The sequence below is a fragment of the Roseovarius sp. MMSF_3359 genome, assembly GCF_030733385.1.
Classification (GTDB): Bacteria; Pseudomonadota; Alphaproteobacteria; order Rhodobacterales; family Rhodobacteraceae; genus Roseovarius.
Genome location: NZ_JASHJC010000010.1, coordinates 69185 through 89753, shown reverse-complemented (window position 1 = coordinate 89753; position 20569 = coordinate 69185). Strand labels below are relative to the sequence as shown.

Here is a 20569-nt window from a genome sequence, read left to right as displayed (position 1 = left end):
CATGACCGATACCAAACCGACACTCCTTTGGCTCCGCCGCGATTTGCGGTTGGGTGATCATCCCGCGCTTCTGGCCGCCTGCGCGCGGGGTGGACCGGTCATACCGGTCTTTATCTGCGACGAAAGCGTCGAGGGTTTGGGGGCCGCGCCGAAATGGCGGCTGAGCCTCTCGCTGCGTGTCCTGTCCGAGACCTTGGCGCAGAAAGGCAGCCAGTTGATCCTGCGCAAGGGCGATGCGCGCGACGTGCTAGAGGCACTGATCGACGAAACAGGCGCTGGCGCGGTGATCTGGTCACGGCTCTATGATCCGGCGGCGATCGAACGGGACAGCGCAATCAAGACTGCGCTCAAGGCGCGGGGTGTCGAGGCGGAAAGCGTCAATGGTCACCTGCTGTTTGAACCCTGGACCGTCGAGACCCAGCAAGGCGGGTTCTATCGCGTCTATTCACCGATGTGGCGGGCGGTAAAGGATCGCGATGTCCCTGCGCCCGAGAAAGCCCCGGCCAACATCCCCGCACCCGACACCTGGCCTGTGAGCGACGAACTTGAAGACTGGCACCTGGGTCGCGCCATGCGCCGGGGGGCCGCCGTGGTGGCCGGCTGGCAGCGCCCGGGGGAGGCCTCGGCGCTCGATCGGCTGAGCTGGTTTACCGGCGATGCCATCGAAGAATACGGCCAGACCCGCAACCTGGTTGGCATTGATGGTACGTCGGGCATGTCGGATTACCTCGCCCTTGGCGAAATTTCGCCGCGCCAATGCTGGCATGCGGGCCTGGGGGCGTGGCATCGCGGGTCCAAGGGGGCGGAGAAGTGGCTCAAGGAGCTGGTCTGGCGCGAATTTGCCTATCACCTGATGTATCACACGCCGCATATGCTGACCGATAACTGGCGCACGGAATGGTCCGCCTTCCCCTGGCGCGAGGATGCGGATGCCCCTGATGTTCTGGCCTGGAAACAAGGCCGCACCGGTGAGCCTTTCGTTGATGCGGCGATGCGCGAGATGTATGTCACTGGCCGGATGCATAACCGCGCGCGCATGATCGCGGCAAGCTATCTGACCAAGCATTTGATGGTGCATTGGCGCATTGGCATGAAATGGTTCGAAGAGTGCCTGACCGATTGGGACCCGGCGTCGAATGCGATGGGCTGGCAATGGACCGCGGGATCCGGGCCGGATGCCTCGCCCTATTTCCGGATTTTCAACCCCGCGACGCAGCTCGAGAAATTTGACCCGGACGGTGACTATGTCGCCCGCTGGATCGCCGAGGGGCGTTCGGCACCGTCCCGCACCGCCTTGGCCTATTTCGACGCCGTGCCGAAAAGCTGGCAGATTTCGGCCAAAGACGCCTATCCACAACCCTTGGTAGATCTTTCTGACGGTCGAAAACGCGCTTTGGCTGCATATGAGGCAAGGAATTTCTGATCGTTAACAAATTCCTTGCGGAAACGGGCGCCCTGACCCTAGCCTAATGGCAAAAATCGGAGGGTGCATGATCCTGACCGACATAAAGGGTGAGCCAAACCTGCCGCGCTACTTCGCGCAGGCGTTTGAAATGACGAAGAAAGTCAACCACGGACGGCTGGATTTCGTGCTGCCCGACGGGCGACGTTTCCGTGCAGAGGGCCGCAAGCCGGGCGCGGTGGCCGAGATTGCCGTGCATAACCCCGATTGCTTTGCCCGACTGATCCGCGAGGGCGATCTTGGCTTTTGTGATGCCTATCTTGAAGGGTGGTGGAGCACGCCCGACCTGCAGGCCTTCATGGATTTTGTGCACCACGATAACGAGGTCATCTATGATGGTTTTCCGGGCATGGGTTTCGTGCGTGCCTATGAGCGCCTGCGCCACTGGATGAACCGAAACAGCCGCAAGCAGGCACGCCGCAACATCAGTTATCATTACGACCTGGGCAACGAGTTCTATGCCATGTGGCTGGACGATACGATGACCTATTCCAGTGCCTTGTTCCGCACCGGGCAGGAGAGCCTGGAGAAGGCGCAGATCGCAAAATACGAGAGCATGATTGACCAGATGGGCGTGAAACCAGGCGATCACGTGCTGGAGATCGGCTGCGGCTGGGGTGGATTTGCCGAATATGCGGCCAAGGAGCGTGGCTTGCGGGTCACAGGGCTGACCATCAGCGAAGAACAGTTGAAGTTCGCCAGAGAACGCATTGAAAAAGAAGGGATATCGGATCTCGTTGAGTTCAAGCTCCAGGATTATCGCGATGAGCGCGGCATGTATGACGGTATTGCCAGCATAGAGATGTTCGAAGCGGTGGGCGAAAAATACTGGCCCGCCTATTTCGATACGCTGCGCGACAGGCTGCGGCCCGGGGCGCAGGCGACGTTGCAGATCATTACCATTGAAGACCGCCGGTGGGATACCTACCGCAAGGGTGTTGATTTCATTCAGAAATATATCTTCCCGGGCGGCATGCTGCCAAGCCCGGGGGCGCTTGGCAAGGAGATCGACCGCGCCGGGCTGCGCGTGGCGAACTCGCTGGCTTTCGGCCAGAGTTACAGCCAGACACTGCGCCGCTGGCATGAAACCTTCAACGCGAAATGGGATCAGATCGCCGATCTCGGTTTTGACGACAGATTCCGCCGGATGTGGAATTTTTATCTGACCTCTTGTGCGGGGGCCTTCCAAAGCGGTAATTGCGATGTAGTGCAGATCACAGTCACAAGGCCGCAAAAAATGCCCGTCACAGACCGAATGCCCACAGCCGCCAAGATGGCCGCCGCAATCGTTCTGGCTGCGGTTGCGTGGTATGCCTCTGATCTGGTGCGGCCCCTGATGCCCGAAGGCACGGACTTCGGCTGGTTCAACTATGTCAACCTGGCGCTTGGCCTGGCCTGTGGCTGGTTCATCGTCGGCACGCGGGTTGGGCGGAGCTATCTCGAATCCTTCAGTGCCGGGCTGACAGGCATGGCCGCCTTGGTGTTCTGGGCGCTGTTCCTGCAGAGTTTCAACGAGATGCTCAAGCTGGCCCTCCAGCGCCGCTATGAGGGGCCGGTTGAGGGGATCGTCGCGGTTTTCGAGATCGCCGTGGATTTCGGCAGCAGCCTTCTGGACGCGAACCTTATCATCACGCTGGTGGTGGGTGGCATCCTTTCGGGGGTCGTTGCAGAATGGGCATCGCGCCGCTGGTCCTGAGGGCATGACCCCGGTTTTTGTTTATGGCCCAATGGCCTGGCTGCCGTTGCTGACGGCGATATCCGGACAATCCCTGCGCTCCGTTGCGGCCGAATTGCCCGGCCATGGCCTGAGCCAGGAAGGCGATTTCGGTTTTCCGACGCTGTTTCCTTCAGAGGGCGCGGTCAAGGGCGCGATTTTGAAGGATTTCCTGAAAGACGACCTGTCAGAAGAGGCGCAGGCTCGGATCAGCTATTTCGCTCATGGGCTTGGTCTTGGGGCTGTGACACGCGAGGTACTTCTGGACGGCGTTGAAGTCTCCGCCAGGGTTTTTGTGCCGTCAGAGACCGGCCCTGAGTTGGTCAGCGATTGGCGGCTCGAGGCGTGGCAGGGCAAATGGGGCCTCATGAGTATCATGGCCGCCGAAGAGGTCGGGCAACATTTCGGCATGAACGAGCATGACGCGCTGGCCCGAATGATGCCCATGATCATGGTGCGGGCTGCCGCGCGGGTGGCCGCACGGGCATCGGCGCCGACCGATGTACGCAGCGATATGGGGGCCGGTCACGTCGAGATAGACGCGCAGCATAACCGCCATGCCGGATTTTTCCTGACCCGCGAGTTCACCTTGCGCCATCCGCTCTTCAAGGGCGGGCAGAGCACACCGGTGCGGCGCGAGGTCTTCGTGGCGACCGATGCCGCGATTGTGCTGCCCTATGATCCGGTACGCGACAGGGTGCTGTTGGTCGAACAGTTCCGCATGGGGCCGTTCGGGCGGGGCGATCCGTTCCCCTGGATGCTGGAGCCGGTGGCGGGACGGGTGGACCCGGGGGAGCCGCCGGAGGACACCGCACGCCGCGAATGTGTTGAAGAGGCCGGGCTGACGCTGGACCGGTTGGAGCATGTGTCGAGCCACTATTGCTCGCCGGGATGTTCGACGGAGTTTTTCCATTGCTATGTGGGTCTTTGCGATCTGCCGGACACCCGGGTCGGCGCGGGTGGCCTTGAAAGCGAGGATGAGGACATTCGCACCCATGTGATCTCATTTGATCGTGCCATGAACCTGATCCCGTCGGGTGAGGCGGCGAACGGGCCGCTGATCTTGTGCCTTCTGTGGCTGCAACGCGAACGTGAAAGGCTGCGAGCTGGAGCCCGATCAGGCGCTTGATGTTGCCCCCGTCAGGACATACACCTTGGGGGCGTCAAGACAGGAGCATCAGGCAATGCGATACGCAGAGGATCTGGCCGCGGCCATCGGTAACACGCCGCTCATCAAGCTGAGAAAAGCCAGTGAAGAAACCGGGTGCACCATCCTGGGCAAGTGTGAGTTTCTGAATCCCGGGCAATCGGTCAAGGACCGTGCGGCGCTTTACATCATCAAGGACGCGGTTGAACGGGGCGATCTGCGCCCGGGCGGCACGATCGTCGAAGGGACCGCCGGCAATACCGGTATCGGTCTGGCGCTGGTGGGGGCCTCGATGGGCTTCAAGACGGTCATCGTGATCCCCGAGACCCAGAGCCAGGAAAAGAAGGACATGATCCAATTGGCCGGTGCGGAACTCGTGCAAGTGCCTGCTGCGCCATACAAAAATCCCAATAACTACGTGCGCTATTCCGGTCGCCTGGCCGAGGAGATCAACAAGAGCGACCCGAATGGCGCGATCTGGGCCAACCAGTTCGACAACGTCGCCAACCGCCGCGCCCATGTCGAGTCGACGGGTCCGGAGATTTGGGAGCAGACAGGCGGCAAGGTTGACGGGTTCGTTTGTGCCATCGGCTCCGGCGGGACGCTGGCGGGCGTGGGCGAGGCGTTGCAGCCCAAGGGCGTCAAGGTGGCGCTGGCCGATCCAATGGGTTCGGGCATGTTCACGCTTTTCCGCGACGGGCAGGCCGCCGCCGAGGGCAGCTCGATCACCGAGGGCATCGGGCAGGGGCGCATCACCGCCAATCTCGAAGGGTTCAGCCCCGATATGTCCTGGCAAATCCCCGATAACGAGGCCTTGCCGATCGTCTTTGACCTTCTGCGCGAAGAGGGGCTTTGCCTTGGCGGATCGTCGGGGATCAACATCGCCGGGGCCATGCGCATGGCGCGTGAAATGGGGCCGGGTCACACGATCGTCACGGTGCTTTGCGACTATGGCACGCGCTATCAATCCAAGATGTTCAACCCCGAATTCCTGCGCGAAAAGGGCCTTCCGACGCCCGATTGGCTGACAACTGCGCCGCGGGCCATTCCGGGCGTTTTTGAAGAAGCATGACACGCCTGAGGCCTCTGCTGCTGACCCTGTCACTGCTTCTGGTGGTGGCCGTTTCTGCATTGGGAGGCGCCGCCTCCGCGCAACCGGCGAACCCCACGCCGAACTACACCGATTGGGATAATGTCGCGACCTTCACGGAGCGTGCAATCGAAGCCAAACGCGCGTCGAATACCGCCCTTGAAGAGCTCCGCAACGAGATCGTGAACTGGCGGCAGCAGTTTCTGGATGCGCAGCAAACAAATCGCGCCGCCATTGCCACGGTGCGGGCGCAACTGGATGCGATCGGCCCGGCGCCCGAGGATGGCTCCGAAGCCGAGGACATTGCCTCGCAACGCCAGGAGCTTAACTCGAGGCTGTCGCAGCTTCAGGCGCCGGTGAAACGCGCCGAACTTGCCTATACCCGCGCTGACAGCATGGTTTCGGGCATTGACGGCATCATTCGTGAACGCCAGACCGAAGAGCTTCTGGATTTCGGTCCATCGCCGCTCAACCCCGCGCATTGGGTCGCGGGGGCGCAGGGTCTTTACGCCGCCTTTGACATCATCCGGAACGAGGTCGTCGGCGCATGGAACGACCCCGAGCAACGCGCGGAGACCAAGGAGGACTTGCCCGGTTTCCTGGTCCTGACGGCCATTGGCGTTATCCTGATCGCGCGCGGTCGTCGGTGGACCAAGCGGTTGGTGCGCTACGTGCTTTGCGAAGACGATGACCGGGTTCCCGGTGCGGGGCGTTGGGTGGCGGCTTACGTGGTCTCTCTGGGCGCGTTGGTCTTGCCGCTTCTCGGTACATTTGCGCTGGTCGAAGCGGCCTATGTGACCGGGCTTGTGGGGGTGCGCGGCACGCTCTTCCTGTCGGCGCTGTTGCGGGCGGTGTTCATCTACCTGCTGGCGCGGTGGCTTTCGATGCGGATCTTCCCGTCGATCCAGCTGCGCTCGCCGCTGGCCAGTCTCAACGATCAGCAGCGTCGCTCGGGCCGCTTCTACGGCGCCTCGCTCGGCGTGGTGATTTCGACATTCTACCTGCTGCACGCGATGTCGGAATATGCCGAATGGTCCGAGGCGGCGACCAATGTCGTGCTGTTCCCGGTGATGGTCATCGCATCGCTTCTTCTGATCCGGGTTGCCCGGCTTTTGATGGCCCATGCCAGGAGCAGCGCCGAAGAAGGCGCGGGCGAAAGCTATCGCGGCCGCTTGCTGCGGCTTGCCTCGCAGGCTGTGATCGTCCTCTCCATCCTGGCGCCGGTCCTTGCGGCGATCGGATATTTCAAGGCGGCGCAATCGCTGATGCAGCCGTCGCTATTTTCGCTCATGCTGGTCGCGGTGCTGGTCGTGCTGCAACGGCTGGTGAACGAGGTCTACGCCTTTGTCAGCGGCCGCAGCGATGGCATTTCGGATTCGCTCATCCCCGTTCTCATCGGTTTTGCGCTGGTCCTCCTGTCGGCCCCGATCTTCGCGTTGATCTGGGGTGCGCGGGTGGCCGACCTGACCGAGCTTTGGACGCAGTTCACCGAAGGGGTCGATCTGGGCGGTGTGCGGATATCGCCGACGATCTTTCTGACGCTCGCGATTGTCTTTGCCATTGGCTACGTCCTCACCCGGATGCTTCAGGGGACGCTGAAGAACACCATTCTGCCCAAGACCAAGCTCGACACCGGCGGGCGCAATGCGATCACCGCGGGTGTGGGGTATATCGGTATCTTCTTGTCAGCTCTGATTGCCATCACCAGCGCCGGGATCGACCTTAGCTCTCTGGCCATCGTCGCCGGTGCCTTGTCGGTCGGTATTGGTTTTGGCCTGCAAAACATCGTGTCGAACTTCGTGTCGGGCATTATCCTGCTGATCGAACGGCCGATTTCCGAGGGCGACTGGATCGAAGTGGGTGGGACGCATGGTTATGTGCGCGACATCTCGGTGCGTTCCACCACCATCGAGACCTTCGACCGCTCCGACGTGATCGTGCCCAATGCGGATCTGGTCAGTGGCACGGTCACGAACTACACCCGGGGCAATACCGTGGGCCGGGTCATCGTCCCGGTGGGCGTGGCCTATGGCAGCGACACGCGGCAAGTCGAACAGATCCTCAAGGACGTGGCCGAAGCGCACCCCATGGTGCTGGCTAATCCGCCGCCTGCCATCATTTTCCGGGGGTTCGGGGCGGATTCGCTCGACTTTGAAATTCGCGCCATTTTGCGGGATGTGAACTGGGTGATGAGCGTGCATTCGGACATGAACCACGAGATCGCCCAGAAATTCGCCGATAGCAGCATCGAAATCCCGTTTGCGCAGCGTGACGTCTGGCTGCGCAATCCCGAAACCCTCGCCGCCGCGCGCCCGGAGGAGGCCGCCGCACCGGCCAAGAGCGCCAGGAAACGCACACGCCGGGTCAAAGACACAAATGACGAAACCGGTGATGGCGAGGCAGAGGCCGATTGAATGACCGCACGGCTTTTCCTCGATGATCCATACCTGACCCGGGCGAAGGCGACTGTCATGGCACATACGCCCGAAGGTGGCATTGTTGTTGATCGCTCCGTCTTCTACCCGACCGGTGGCGGGCAGCCGGGCGATAGCGGCCATATCACCTGGGCGGCGGGCCGGGCGGAAATCATGACAACCGTGAAGGGCGAGGGGGAGAGCATCGCCCTGATCCCTGGTGACGGTGCGGCCCTGCCGCCCGTGGGCCAGGAAATCGAACAGGTGCTGGATTGGGAGAGGCGCCACCGCCATATGCGGGTTCACACGGGCCTGCATCTTTTGTCCGTCGTTATTCCCTTGCCGGTAACCGGCGGCTCGATCGGCACCGAAAAGGGCCGGCTGGATTTCAACATGCCGGAGGCCCCGGAGGACAAACCGGGAATCGAGGCCGCGCTCAACGCTCTGGTGGCCCGCGATCTGGCGGTGACCGAGGGATGGATCAGCGATGACGATCTGCGGGCCAATCCGGGCCTCGTGAAAACCATGTCCGTGGCCCCGCCGATGGGCGCGGGCCGCGTACGGCTCATCCGGATCGGCACCGACGCTGACCAGGTCGACCTTCAGCCCTGCGGTGGCACCCATGTGCGCTCAAGCGCCGAAATCGGCGCGCTGCGCATCGGCAAAATCGAAAAGAAGGGCCGTCAAAACCGCCGGGTTTATATGCACTTGGCCGACTGAGTCGCCACAGGTCCACGATCCGAAATAGAGCGGGGTGCAGGATCAATCACCTCTTGCACAGGCTGAGAAAGTCAGGCTACACACCGGTCCAACGGAGCGGTGGCCGAGTGGTCGAAGGCGCACGCCTGGAAAGTGTGTAGGCGGGAGACCGTCTCCAGGGTTCGAATCCCTGTCGCTCCGCCACTTTACCTTTTCCCTTAGTTTGTTTGAACGGCATTAAGCGCGGTGTAAACTATATATTTATGGCGAAATCCGGTGAACATTCTTCTCTTGAATTCTTTTCGATGATGTCCATATTCGTTCATTGGGTGGTATGGAATGTGGTATAATTCATGGCGACACTGTCCGGAAAGCTGACGAAGAAGCTGGTTGAGAATCTCGGACCGGGGCGACACGGGGATGGCGGCGGGCTTTATCTGGTGGTCGATTCCTCGGGGGCGCGGCGCTGGATCGTGCGGGTGACGGTCAAGGGACAGCGCAATCGCAACGGCAAACCTATGCGCACGGATTATGGCCTGGGCGGCGCGGATGTGGTGACGCTCAACATGGCGCGTGAGCGGGCGCTGGAGTATCGCCGCATGGCGAAGCAGGGGCTGAACCCGCGCTACAACATGAAGCAGGAAATCCCGACATTCGAAGAGTTCGCCCAGCAAGTGCATATCGACCGGCTGCCGACCTGGAGCAATCCCAAGCACGGCCAGCAATGGATCAATACGCTGCGCGACTATGCCTTCCCCAAGATCGGGCGCATGCCGCTGGACAGCATTGGTCAGCCAGAAGTCCTGATGTGCCTATCGCCGATCTGGACTGAAAAGCACGAGACCGCCCGGCGGCTGATGCAACGGATCAAGACGGTGCTGGATGTGGCGCGGGCCAAAGGCTTCCGCGAGGGCGAGAACCCGGTCACAGCGATCAAAGACGCGGGAGTGCTGCCGAAGGTCAAGAAGAAGGTGAAGCACCACAAGGCCATGGACTGGCGCGATGTCCCGGCCTTCTACGCGGATCTGCGCAGTCGTAATGCCATGGCGGCAAAGGCCCTGATGTTCACCTGCCTGACGGGTTCACGTACGGGCGAGGTGCTGGGCATGACGTGGGACGAGATTGACTTCGAGGACTGTGTCTGGACCTGTCCGGCGGAGCGGATGAAGACCGGCGAAGAACACCGCGTGCCGCTCACCCGGGAAATGCTGGAGATCATCGAGCCGCTCAAGGCGATGCACTCTGACTATGTCTTCGAGGGCCAGAAGCGCCACCAGCCGCTGTCGAACATGTCCATGCTGATGCTCTTACGCCGAATGAAGATCGAGGGCGTCACGGTGCACGGCTTCCGCTCGACCTTCCGTGTCTGGGCGTCCGAAGTCGCCAATGCCCCGCGCGAAGTGGCTGAAATGAGCCTCTCACATCGAATCGGATCACAGGTCGAGCAGGCCTATGCGCGGTCTGACCTGCTCGAAAAACGCCGCGCACTCATGGAACGGTGGTCGAATTTTGTGGCTGATGCGGAGGCGAAGGTGATTTCTTTGCCGAAAAAGGAAAAAAGTTAATACAGAAAGGCAGGCTTGCGACAACCTTCTTGCCAACCAAGCTAAATCGAACGCAATCCACTGCGCTATCTTGTAATACAGTAAGGTCGCCACCATCTTACCTTAATGCAAGCAAAATCCGATGAGTTAACTCAGTACGAGATCAGCGAGCAGCTACATGCAATCGTTGACGAAATGCTCGAGCCGTTTGGAAAACGTAGTCCTAGGCAACCAAACATGAACGCTCTTGCACCGCCAATTCCGCCAATCGACATTACCAAGCCAAACGCGCACGATAGCAAAGCCGAATTTCAATACGAGCAAAAAGCAGTCAAAGCGTGCGTCGAAAACCTCCGCGCTACGGTTCACTTGTTGGCGCCGGACAAGGTCATACCGGATCAAGGTATCTTGGTGGATCGCTTGCGACCAGTAATCGATCAGAAACTAAGAAGTCAGGCGTCTCGTTCAGAGATAGAGGATGCAAGAAGCCTTGCTCTCAAGAACGTTGCTGAAACAGGCGGATACAACACATCGCTCTTTGTTTTGCTGGAGCTTTGGACTGCGTTGGAAGCGCGGCAACAAGAATTAATTGACCAAGAAGAAAAGTTTTGGAACATCAACCATAGAGCGCCGGACTACTACGCCCGCGTAATTGCGATCAGGCTTGCGAAGCTCTTTGCAAAAGAAGTAGGACAACGACCTGGTTACGGCACAGCGGCCATAACGGGTGATCCCTCAACGTCATACAGTCGAGCGCTCAAGAAAACGTTCAAGCTCCTGAAGATCAAAGCCGGTGTAAGAACTCATGGCGAATATGCCGTTGCGCAAGTCACTGACGATGATCTGAAGCCATTGGTCAACTCGCTTGCCCAGATGATGGAGTCTGGACGCACCAGCAATCGTCCGATGGGTCTAATAGGCGGATTACTCGGTTCACTGGGTGAAAGCACTAAGAGCTAAGACCTTACTGCAATCGCGATACTGTATTTTTTCTAATCCAATTAGACGTGTTCCAACAGTTCCAGTCCAACAACAAAGGATTGGAACATGGCGACCTTATTCGAGCAGAACCGAAACTACCTTCCGGGTGATCCGGAACTTAATTTGATCGGCGACCGGGCGAAGCTGGCACAGTGGCGTCACAAGGGCATAGGTCCCGCCTACTACAAGCTGGGGCGCAAGATCATCTATCGCGGCGCGGATCTGAACGCCTGGGCCGACGGCAACCGGGTTGACCCCACTGCTGAGGCGCGGGGCTGATGGGTCGGTTCTACAACATCAACAGGATCAAGGCGCATCGAAGCTACGTGATTGAAGAAGTGGCCGAGCTTCTTGGTGTATCACCGCAAACCGTTAGGCAGTGGATCAAGGACGGTTTGCCCGCACTGACCGAGCAGCGGCCCTACCTGATACTGGGTTGGCAGCTCAAAGCCTTCCTGAAGGAACGGGAAGCGGCCCGCAAACAACCCCTGAAACCAGGTGAGTTCTACTGCACGGGCTGCAAGGCCCCACGCACACCCGCTCTCGGGCTGACAGAACGCACGACGACCTCAGATGGCAGGCCAATGCTTAGGGCCTTCTGCAACGTCTGCGAGCGCCCCTGCACGCGGTTTGTGAGTGCTGCATGACACGCCATCCCCCCAGTCTGAAAAAAGGCACAGTCGGTACGACTAATCGAACCTGTGAACCCTGCCTTAAACCATCACTTCATGAGGGAACCTGACACATGGCCCAAGTAAACGCGGAAAACGAACGTCTGAAACGCCAATACCTCACCTACCTCCGCGAGGCAGACGGCAAGGACGAAAAGACACTCGACCAAGTTGCTGCCAGCCTGCGCGACTTTGAAATGGCGCTGAATCTAAAACACTTCAAATCCTTCCACCGCGATTGGGGGCGGAAATACAAGACGCACCTGGAAAAGTGTCGGAACCACCGCACTGGCGATCCACTCAGCCTGACCACGCGGGATGCGCGCCTTCGCACTGTCAAAGCCTTCTTCAAATGGCTGGCAGGCCGCCCGGGCTTCAAGTCGCGTATCTCGTATGATGATGTCGACTACTTCAACAACAACGCAAAGGACGCCCGCGCTGCGCATGCGGCGCGCCCAATTGCGTATCCGTCTATGGAGCAATGCGCACATGCGTTCCGCCTGATGCCCGAAGACACGGAACGGCAGAGACGTGACAAGGCGATCTTTGCCTTGTTGATGCTGACCGCGGCGCGCGACAGTGCTTTAGCATCGCTGCGCCTCGCTCATGTTGATCTCGTGGAAGGTTATATCTTCCAGGACGGACGCGAGGTTGATACCAAGAACGGGAAGACCATCGAAACCTGGTTCCTTCCAGTCGATGAGATGTATCTCGACACGTTCGCGTCCTGGATCACTTACCTGCGCGAGGAAAAACTGTTCGGTCCGGGCGATGCGGTCTTTCCCAAGCCAGACCGGACGTTGAAAAACGGACGCTTCAACTTCGCCGATTTATCTCGCGAACCCTACTGCAACGGCCAAAAGATCAACGCCATCATTCGAGCCGCGTTCAAGACTGCTGGACTTCACGAGTTCACACCCCACAGCTTCCGCAAGACGCTGTCGCTCTATGTCGACAAGATTTGCGCCACCCGTGAAGAGTTCAAAGCGTTCAGCCAGAACGTTGGTCATTCTAGGGAAATCATCACGGTCGGATCGTACTTGCCTATCTCAAGGGAACGGCAAAGGGAGCTGATTAGAAAGCTCGGCAGGACCCGAGCAGGTTAATCTCAGATTCCCATGGCCTATCTGCCCGAATCTCTGTGCCTTCAATTCGTGAAAGCAATACTTTGGTCAGACAAGTAAAACGATAATTGTCAGCCACTACTGCAACCTTGCAACCCACAAACAGTTAGAAGAAATAGCAATGTTGTCGACAGTGGCTTGATGAACGATCATTAACCCGAAATATGCTGTTGGAATGCTGGTAGGCGGATATAGTGTCCGCAATATTATAGATATAATATATTGAATTTATATAATATATTATAACCTATAGCTTTGAATACCACAAATTACACCACACAATGTGTCAGATCGGATCGAGTTCCTGACGACATCCGTTATAGCTGAGGGTCTCTAAGAGCATTGCCGACGTTGATTTTTAACGCGTCGAATTACGGGTTGGAGCCCAGTCTAGCAGATGCTGCGATCGGCACGAATGTCTGAAAATGTGGTTTTTGGTTAGGCTGTCACGGCTTTCCAGGCAGCGCAAATAGCGTTGTCAAAGAGGCAGTCGCTAGCAATACGGCTACGAACACCAACCATTCCATTGATACGGTTTTTGAGAGATGAATCGCAGCCTGAGCGTTTCCGGAAGTCAATTCGGGAACAACGCGCAGTTTGTTCAACGCCCCCAGTCCCAATAGCCCTGCGACCAGGCATAGTTTCGCGATGATATTGAGGCCATAGGCTGTGGTGAACAGATGCGTCCAGGAACCGATCAGCAACCAGCCCAGAACGAGGCCTGCCGCGATCAGACCTGAGATGATTACGGTTGCAATTTGTCCGAAGCGGTGACCGAGCCGGGCTGCCAACACCGTGTCGCCGGTGGTTCTGGTCAATCGGTTCAACGGAAGCAAAATGCCGATCCAGAAGGCTACCGCCAATAGGTGTGTCAGCAACACAAGTTTTGCCCAGAGGCCAATATCGTCCGAAAGATGTCCAATTGTGATGAAGGACCAAAGTGCCGTCAGCGCACCCAATCCCGCCGCCGCCCAGCCAAGCCCACCCACCAGGAGCCCGGTCAGCATTAGGCTCAACCCAATGACCCTGAGAAGAAGGGCGGTGCCGACGGGCGTTTGCCACATCAAACCCAGCATTTCGGGATCGGTCAGGCCGGACGCATCGCCGGTCAGAGCGGCACCGCGCAGGGCAAAGCTGGCAAGTGCTGCAGCGATAGCCAGCACTGTCCAAAGCACCGCATATTTTCGCATGACTGGCAAAACAGCGGCGACTTCGGAGGCAAAGACGAAACGGGTTAGTATCAGGCCGCTGCTGGTCAACACCCCGAAATACAAAAGGGTCTTGCTGACGACTGCCGCGAGCGCCCAGATATCGGGCACGGGTTATTCGACCTCGAAGCTGAATGTGCCTTGCATGGCGTGCCCGTCCATTCCCAGCCCGCGCCATTCCACCTCGTAAACACCTGTGCCCATTGGCTGCATGGGCAACATGAACTCCGCCTCAAAACCTTTGTGATCGCCAAGGTCGATGGCTTGTGTTTCACCATCGGAATGACGTGCTTTGACGGCGGTCAAGCGCAGCCTGTCGGTAAAGTTCAGTCCGATCTCAATAGGCACTTGGTTCAGAACAGAACCGTTTTCCGGGGTCGTTTTCTGCATGTCGGAGTGCGCCAAGGCCCCTAAAGGATTGAGCATTATAACGATGAATGCGAACAGGTATTTCATGGTCTGCCCTCACGGATTTTTGTTTGTTTTTTGCAAACGCGCGAGAGATAGATACGCGTTCGGAAATTTACGCTAAACGTTCCAGCAAGGGGAATGTCAATCCTGACTTTTTTGTGCAGTGATCCGAACATTGGCACTCACAGCAATGTGTAGGAAATCTTGCCGCAGGTGATGAGTTGCCGCTTGGTAAGAGCGCGGATTCTGGCTATGAAGGCGGCATGCGTCTTATGAGATGGCTCATCGTTCAGGCAAGTCTGCTTGCTGTTATTCTCGGTATTTCACTGAGTGGCCTCGGTATGGCACAGGCTCATACCGCGATGACTCTGGATGCTCCGATGATGGATCATTCGGGTCACGCCGATATGGATCATGCCGATCATGATATGTCCTCTGCGGATCACGGCACGGCGCATGACGGCCATGCAAGTTGCCCAATGATCGCCTGCTGTCACATAGGCGGGATCGCAACGCCATCCGTTCCTGCAATGACCGATGCCATCACGTGCCAACATACTCCTTCGGTCGATCTGCATTTGACCAAGGCAGAACCTGAGAGCGCCAAGAAGCCTCCAAAACACACCTGATCTTCTGACAAGCAGCCCCTGCGACTGATCGCTCGGGCTTTCTTTGCGCGGTCCCTCTATGACCGCGCGTCAAAGACAGGACGAAAACATGCGTGGAAGATATGTTGCGCTGACAATTTTAGCCCTTGGTGCAGGCATCGCAGGCGGGGTCTGGTACGAACGGGAACGCGGCGCCATGGCGATGAGCGCTGACGGAGCTGGGCCAGAAATCCTCTATTGGGTAGCTCCAATGGACCCGAATTTCCGCAAGGACGGTCCCGGCAAATCTCCGATGGGGATGGACTTGGTGCCGGTTTATGAAGGGGATGAACCATCGGGCGACCCGGAGGATGTGAGCCTGAGTGCGGCCGAGGTGAACACCATTGGCGTACGCACCGCCGTGGCGCGCGTGCAGGATGTGGCGCAACGGATCGAAACGGTGGGTTTTGTTGGCTACGACGAACACGCGACCAGCCATATCCATACCCGCGTAGAAGGCTGGATCGAACGGCTAGAAGTGCGCGCCGAGGGCGATCCGGTTGCACAAGGTGAGTTGCTCTTTGACCTCTACGCACCGGAAATTACCGTCGCCAGCTCCGAACTCATCCGCGCGGTCAAGCGCAAGGATGCAGATGAGATCAACATCGCCCGGTCCAAACTGCAGAATTTTGGGGTTAGTGATCGTCAGATCGCCGAAATGGCAGAGGCCTCTATTCCAGAAAAGCGCATCAGGTACTACGCCCCGCAGGATGGCGTGGTGATCGATTTGACGGCTGCGGACGGGATGTATCTGCACCCGAACACTCAAGCGATGTCGCTGGGCGACTTGTCGTCTGTGTGGCTGCTCGTCGATGTGTTCGAGCGAGATATTGGGCGGCTTTCAGCAGATATGATGGCCGAAGCCAGGTTCGAGCATATTCCGGGCCGAATATTCACCGGAGAGATCGACTATATCTTCCCGGAGTTGGACGCCATGACGCGAACGCTACGGGTGCGCCTGCGGTTCGACAATGCCGAGGGCATACTCAAACCCAACATGTTTGCCAATGTCGACCTTCTCCCGCGCGCGACACGTGAGGCGCTGACCGTCCCCTCTGAGGCCGTGATCCGTACTGGTCGGGCTGAACGCGTGATCCTGAGGACCGGCGACGGGGTGTTCCGCCCGCGCCTTGTCACCACAGGTCTGCGCGATGGTTTCGGCGCCGGAGGCCGCACAGTCATCGAACAGGGTCTTGCCCCGGGCGATGAGGTGGTCGCCTCGGCTCAGTTCCTGATCGACAGCGAGAGTGCATTGAACGCCGGGATGCTGCGCTTCGCCCCCACAGAGGCAGAGCCGGTGGATGCCAAAGGTGTTCTGACGGCCTTTGATCCCGAAAGCCGAAGTGCCACGATCCGGCATGATGCGATCCCAGCGTTGGACTGGCCCGCGCTTGAGACGGAATTTGCCATTCGCTCGGACGTCTATCTTGATGATCTGTCCCAGGGCGACGACGTGAAGTTCAAGGTTTTCCGGGGGGCCGACGGCCTATTGGCGATCAGTGCCCTGGGTCGGGATGACGGCGTGGATGCCACCGGTATGGGAATGGTCCACGCCATCACGCATGATGGAAAGCTCAGCATCAGCCACGACCCAATCCCGGCGCTTGGCTGGCCGGCCATGCAGATGGACATGGACGTGGCCGGTCTGGATACGGCTGACATTCCGCTGGAAACCAATGTGGAATTCGATCTGGCCCAGGGAGAGGACGGGCTTTACGTCGTCGTCGGCGTGCGTGCCGAAGACGCACCCGCGATGATGGAAAAGGAGCCGGTGCCTGAAATGGAGAGGAAGGCCATCGCGCCGCCCATAGTGGTGGATGGCGTAATCCAGTCCGTCGATGCCGAGGCGCGCCAAGCGATGATCGCCCATGGTCCGATTGTCGAGATCGGTATGCCGGGCATGATGATGGCCTTTGATCTGGCCGATGATGTTGATCCGGCCAATCTGCCGCTGGATCAAGACCTGTCTCTGACTTTTGCACGCCCTGATGGGATGACGATGATCTTGACGTCTTTTGAGACCATGGCCAAGCCGATGAAAGTCACGGGCACCGTCAACAGCATCGACACGGACGCAGGCGTGGCAAATGTCACGCATGGGCCAATCGCCGAAATCGGTATGCCGGGGATGACCATGGATTTCCCTCTGGACGACGCTCTGGATCCAGCTTCGCTGCCGCTGGGTGAGGAAACAGGCCTTCTGCTCACGCAAGGATCAGATATGTCGCTTACCCTGCGGGGCGTGGCGGAGGGCGGATCATGATCGCCGCGCTTATCCGGTGGTCAATTGCCAACCGTTTTGTCGTTGTCGTTCTGGCCTTCATGCTGGGGGCTGCGGGCCTGTGGGCGGCGCGCACCACGCCCGTCGATGCCATCCCCGATCTGTCCGATGTGCAGGTTATCGTCAAAACGCCCTATGCCGGGCAAGCGCCGCAAGTGGTGGAGGATCAGGTGACCTATCCCATCGCCACCGCGATGCTGGCGGTTCCCGGTGCTGTGGATGTGCGTGGCTTTTCCTTCTTCGGAGACAGCTATGTCTATGTGGTGTTCGAAGACGGCACCGATCTTTATTGGGCGCGGTCGCGGGTCCTGGAATATCTCGCGCAGGTGCAATCCCGGCTTCCCGCAGGTGTGAACCCCGAACTGGGGCCGGACGCGACCGGCGTCGGCTGGATTTATCAATATGCCCTGATCGACCGCACCGGTGGGCATGATCTGTCGCAACTCAGGGCCATTCAGGATTGGTTTTTGAAGTTCGAGTTGCAGACCATCAACGGGGTGTCCGAAGTGGCCACTATCGGTGGCATGGTCAAGCAATACCAGATCGTCGTTGATCCAAATAAGTTGCGCGCCTTTGATATCCCGCTCTCCAAGCTTTTGTCCGCCATTGAAATGGCCAACCGCGAAACCGGCGGCAGTGTCATCGAAATGGCCGAGGCCGAATATATGGTCCGCGCCACCGGTTATGTGGACGGGCTGGACGATCTGGCCGCCATTCCCCTGATGGTCAACGAACGCGGCGCGGCGCTGACCCTTGGCGATGTCGCGGAAATCCGCCTTGGCCCCGAGATGCGCCGTGGCGTGGGTGAGTTTGACGGTGAAGGGGATGCCGTCGGAGCCGTCGTGATCATGCGTTGGGGCGAAAATGCCCTGACCACGATCCAAGCGGTTGAAAAAAAGCTGGGCGAATTGCGTGGCTCATTGCCCGAGGGCGTTGAGATCGTCACCACCTATGATCGCTCCGGTGTGATCGAGCGGGCGATTGAGAACCTGCAAAAGAAGCTCACCGAAGAATTCATCGTTGTCATTCTGGTCTGCGGCGCGTTCCTCCTGCATCTGCGTTCGTCGCTGGTGATCGTGCTGTTCCTACCGCTTGGCGTTTTGGCGGCGTTTGTTGTGATGCGCCTGCAGGGGGTAAATGCCAACATCATGTCCCTAGGTGGGATCGCCATTGCCATCGGGGCCATGGTGGATGCGGCCATTGTCATGATCGAGGCCCTGCACAGGAAGATCGAAGACGGCGAGATCACCCGCGAAAACCGATGGAAGGTGGTGGGTGACGCAGCCGCCGAGGTTGGTCCGGCACTCTTCTTCTCGCTGGCGATCATCACGGTCAGCTTCGTTCCCGTCTTCGTGCTGGAGGCGCAGGAAGGCCGCCTGTTCAAGCCGCTGGCATTCACCAAGACCTATGCCATGGCTGCAGCCGCGATCCTGTCTGTCACGCTGGTGCCTGTGCTGATGGGGTACTTTATCCGGGGCCGCATCATCGCCGAACGACGCAATCCGCTGAACGTGGTCTGCCAATGGATGTACCGGCCTTTCCTTGACGCGGCGGTGGCATGGCCCTGGGCCACAACCCTGCTGGCGGGCGCATTGGTGGCCTCTATGTGGTATCCGGCGCAGCGCCTCGGGACCGAGTTCATGCCCGCATTGAACGAGGGCGATTTCCTCTACATGCCGTCGCTTTATCCCGGTGTTTCCATCGGCAAGGCGCGCGAGGTCTTGCAACAGACCAACCGCCTTATCAGCGAAGTGCCCGAGGTCGAGAGTGTGCATGGCAAGCTGGGGCGCGCGGACACGGCCACCGATCCCGCACCGCTGACCATGATCGAAACGACCATTCAGCTCAAACCGCGGGAAGAATGGCGACCGGGTGTCACCATGGACGATATCCGGGCCGAGCTTGATCAACGGGTGCAGGTGCCCGGTGTCACCAATGTCTGGATACAGCCGATCAAAAACAGGATCGACATGCTGGCAACGGGTATCAAAACCCCTGTGGGCGTCAAGATTTCCGGGGCCGATCTGGATGTGATCGAAGAGATCGCAATCGCTGTCGAACGGGCCGTGACCGATATACCCGGTACAACTTCGGCCTATGCCGAGCGGCCAGTAGGCGGGCGTTATATCGAGATCGACATTGATCGGGCCGCTGCCGCCCGCTACGCGCTTTCGATTGTCGATGTTCAGCAGGTGGTACAGACCGCCATTGGCGGCCAAACGATTGCCGAAAGTGTCGAAGGGTTGGAGAGGTTCCCGATCAACCTGCGCTATCCCCGCGACTGGCGCGACAGCCCGGACCGCATGACCAATCTACCGATAGTCACACCCTCGGGTGCGCACATTCCGCTGTCGGCAGTGGCGGAGATCAAGCTGGTCGATGGGCCGGGCATGATCCGTTCTGAAAACGCGCGGCGCACGGGCTTTGTTTTCATTGACATCGCAGGTCGTGATCTGGGTGGTTACGTCACCGAGGCGCGCGCTCATGTGGCCAAAGCCGTCGAATTGCCGCCGGGTTATGCACTGTCATGGTCCGGGCAGTATGAATACATCGAACGGGTACAGGAGAAGCTGTCTGTTGTCGCCCCAGCCACGCTGTTGATCATCACACTGATGCTGTTCCTGGCGTTCAACAGAGTGACAGAGGTCGCAATTATTCTGCTGGCTTTACCCGTTGCTCTCGCGGGTGGTGTCTGGCTGATCTGGTATCTTGGGTTTGCGATTTCCGTTGCCGTATTGGTGGGCTTCATCGCCCTGGCGGGCGTGGCTGTCGAAACCGCCATCGTGATGCTTCTCTACCTCAACCTGGCCTGGGAGAAACGCGTCAAGACGGCACAGGAAGAAAGCCGGGTGCTGGTCAGGGAAGACATCGAGGAGGCCGTGTTTGAGGGCGCGCTTTTGCGGCTGCGGCCAAAGCTGATGACGGTGGCCACGATCTTTGCCGGGCTGATCCCGATCATGTACGGCACCGGCACCGGATCAGAAGTCATGCAGCGCATCGCCGCCCCGATGATTGGCGGCATGGCCACCGCTACGATCCTGACGCTGTTTGTCATTCCAGCAGTCTTTGTAATCTGGAAACGCTTCAGCCTGCGAAAAACAAATCGCCTGATGGCGACTGCACCGCCCCAAGAGCCAATCCTCACCCCGGGCGAATAGCCCATCACAATTTTCAAT

General features: G+C 58.9%; 16 protein-coding genes, 1 tRNA gene and 1 pseudogene. 16 read left to right on the top strand and 2 right to left on the bottom strand.

The genetic code is table 11. The features are described from left to right. Position 1: 1 nt before the first annotated feature. The 13 genes and pseudogenes from RBB29_RS14995 (at position 2) to xerC (ending at position 12828) form a co-directional block, all read left to right on the top strand. The gene (locus tag RBB29_RS14995; RefSeq protein ID WP_306114485.1) at positions 2-1423 is read left to right on the top strand and encodes a deoxyribodipyrimidine photo-lyase; all 1422 of its coding nucleotides are present in this window, start codon (positions 2-4) and stop codon (positions 1421-1423) included. Positions 1424-1490: 67 nt separating this feature from the next. After that, a pseudogene (locus RBB29_RS14990) lies at positions 1491-2690 on the top strand (class I SAM-dependent methyltransferase); the annotation flags it as partial. 9 nt (positions 2691-2699) lie between these two features. Beyond that, complete coding sequence (locus RBB29_RS14985; protein WP_371931509.1) at positions 2700-3158, top strand: TrgA family protein; 459 nt, start codon at positions 2700-2702, stop codon at positions 3156-3158. Positions 3159-3162: 4 nt separating this feature from the next. After that, positions 3163-4305: an NUDIX domain-containing protein gene (locus tag RBB29_RS14980; protein ID WP_306114484.1), complete on the top strand. Its 1143-nt coding sequence runs from the start codon at positions 3163-3165 to the stop codon at positions 4303-4305. Between the two features lie 55 nt (positions 4306-4360). After that, positions 4361-5395, top strand: a complete 1035-nt coding sequence (locus RBB29_RS14975) for a cysteine synthase A (protein WP_306114483.1) — start codon at positions 4361-4363, stop codon at positions 5393-5395. Further along, a complete protein-coding gene (locus tag RBB29_RS14970; RefSeq protein ID WP_306114482.1) occupies positions 5392-7827 on the top strand; it encodes a DUF3772 domain-containing protein in 2436 nt (811 codons plus the stop codon). Before RBB29_RS14975 ends, RBB29_RS14970 begins: the two co-directional genes overlap by 4 nt. After that, positions 7828-8547, top strand: a complete 720-nt coding sequence (locus tag RBB29_RS14965) for an alanyl-tRNA editing protein (RefSeq protein WP_306114481.1) — start codon at positions 7828-7830, stop codon at positions 8545-8547. A gap of 93 nt (positions 8548-8640) precedes the next feature. Next, positions 8641-8730, top strand: a tRNA-Ser gene (locus tag RBB29_RS14960). Positions 8731-8879: 149 nt separating this feature from the next. Further along, positions 8880-10091 carry a site-specific integrase gene (locus tag RBB29_RS14955; protein WP_306114480.1) on the top strand — a complete coding sequence of 404 codons (1212 nt, stop codon included), beginning with the start codon at positions 8880-8882 and terminating at the stop codon, positions 10089-10091. Between the two features lie 216 nt (positions 10092-10307). Continuing rightward, positions 10308-11030: a hypothetical protein gene (locus RBB29_RS14950; RefSeq protein ID WP_306121173.1), complete on the top strand. Its 723-nt coding sequence runs from the start codon at positions 10308-10310 to the stop codon at positions 11028-11030. An 87-nt stretch (positions 11031-11117) separates the two neighbouring features. After that, positions 11118-11330, top strand: coding sequence for a helix-turn-helix domain-containing protein (locus RBB29_RS14945; RefSeq protein ID WP_306114478.1), 213 nt, complete (start codon positions 11118-11120; stop codon positions 11328-11330). Next, positions 11330-11698 carry a helix-turn-helix domain-containing protein gene (locus tag RBB29_RS14940; RefSeq protein ID WP_306114477.1) on the top strand — a complete coding sequence of 123 codons (369 nt, stop codon included), beginning with the start codon at positions 11330-11332 and terminating at the stop codon, positions 11696-11698. The genes RBB29_RS14945 and RBB29_RS14940 overlap by 1 nt, the downstream gene beginning before the upstream one ends. A gap of 98 nt (positions 11699-11796) precedes the next feature. Next, positions 11797-12828, top strand: coding sequence for a tyrosine recombinase XerC (gene xerC, locus RBB29_RS14935; protein ID WP_306114476.1), 1032 nt, complete (start codon positions 11797-11799; stop codon positions 12826-12828). Positions 12829-13292: 464 nt separating this feature from the next. Here the strand turns inward: xerC and RBB29_RS14930 are convergent, their stop codons facing one another. Both RBB29_RS14930 and RBB29_RS14925 read right to left on the bottom strand, forming a co-directional pair. Next, a complete protein-coding gene (locus tag RBB29_RS14930) occupies positions 13293-14165 on the bottom strand; it encodes a copper resistance D family protein (RefSeq protein ID WP_306114475.1) in 873 nt (290 codons plus the stop codon). 3 nt (positions 14166-14168) lie between these two features. Then, complete coding sequence (locus RBB29_RS14925; RefSeq protein ID WP_306114474.1) at positions 14169-14510, bottom strand: copper resistance CopC family protein; 342 nt, start codon at positions 14508-14510, stop codon at positions 14169-14171. A 227-nt stretch (positions 14511-14737) separates the two neighbouring features. On the opposite strand from RBB29_RS14925, the gene RBB29_RS14920 reads away from it, so the two are divergent. The 3 genes from RBB29_RS14920 to RBB29_RS14910 all read left to right on the top strand — a co-directional run bounded on the left by RBB29_RS14920 (position 14738) and on the right by RBB29_RS14910 (position 20551). Continuing rightward, a complete protein-coding gene (locus tag RBB29_RS14920) occupies positions 14738-15094 on the top strand; it encodes a DUF2946 family protein (protein WP_306121172.1) in 357 nt (118 codons plus the stop codon). An 88-nt stretch (positions 15095-15182) separates the two neighbouring features. Then, a complete protein-coding gene (locus tag RBB29_RS14915; RefSeq protein WP_306114472.1) occupies positions 15183-17375 on the top strand; it encodes an efflux RND transporter periplasmic adaptor subunit in 2193 nt (730 codons plus the stop codon). Further along, positions 17372-20551 (top strand): efflux RND transporter permease subunit, encoded by a 3180-nt coding sequence (locus RBB29_RS14910; protein WP_306114471.1) that lies wholly within the window; start codon positions 17372-17374, stop codon positions 20549-20551. The genes RBB29_RS14915 and RBB29_RS14910 overlap by 4 nt, the downstream gene beginning before the upstream one ends. Positions 20552-20569 lie beyond the last annotated feature (18 nt).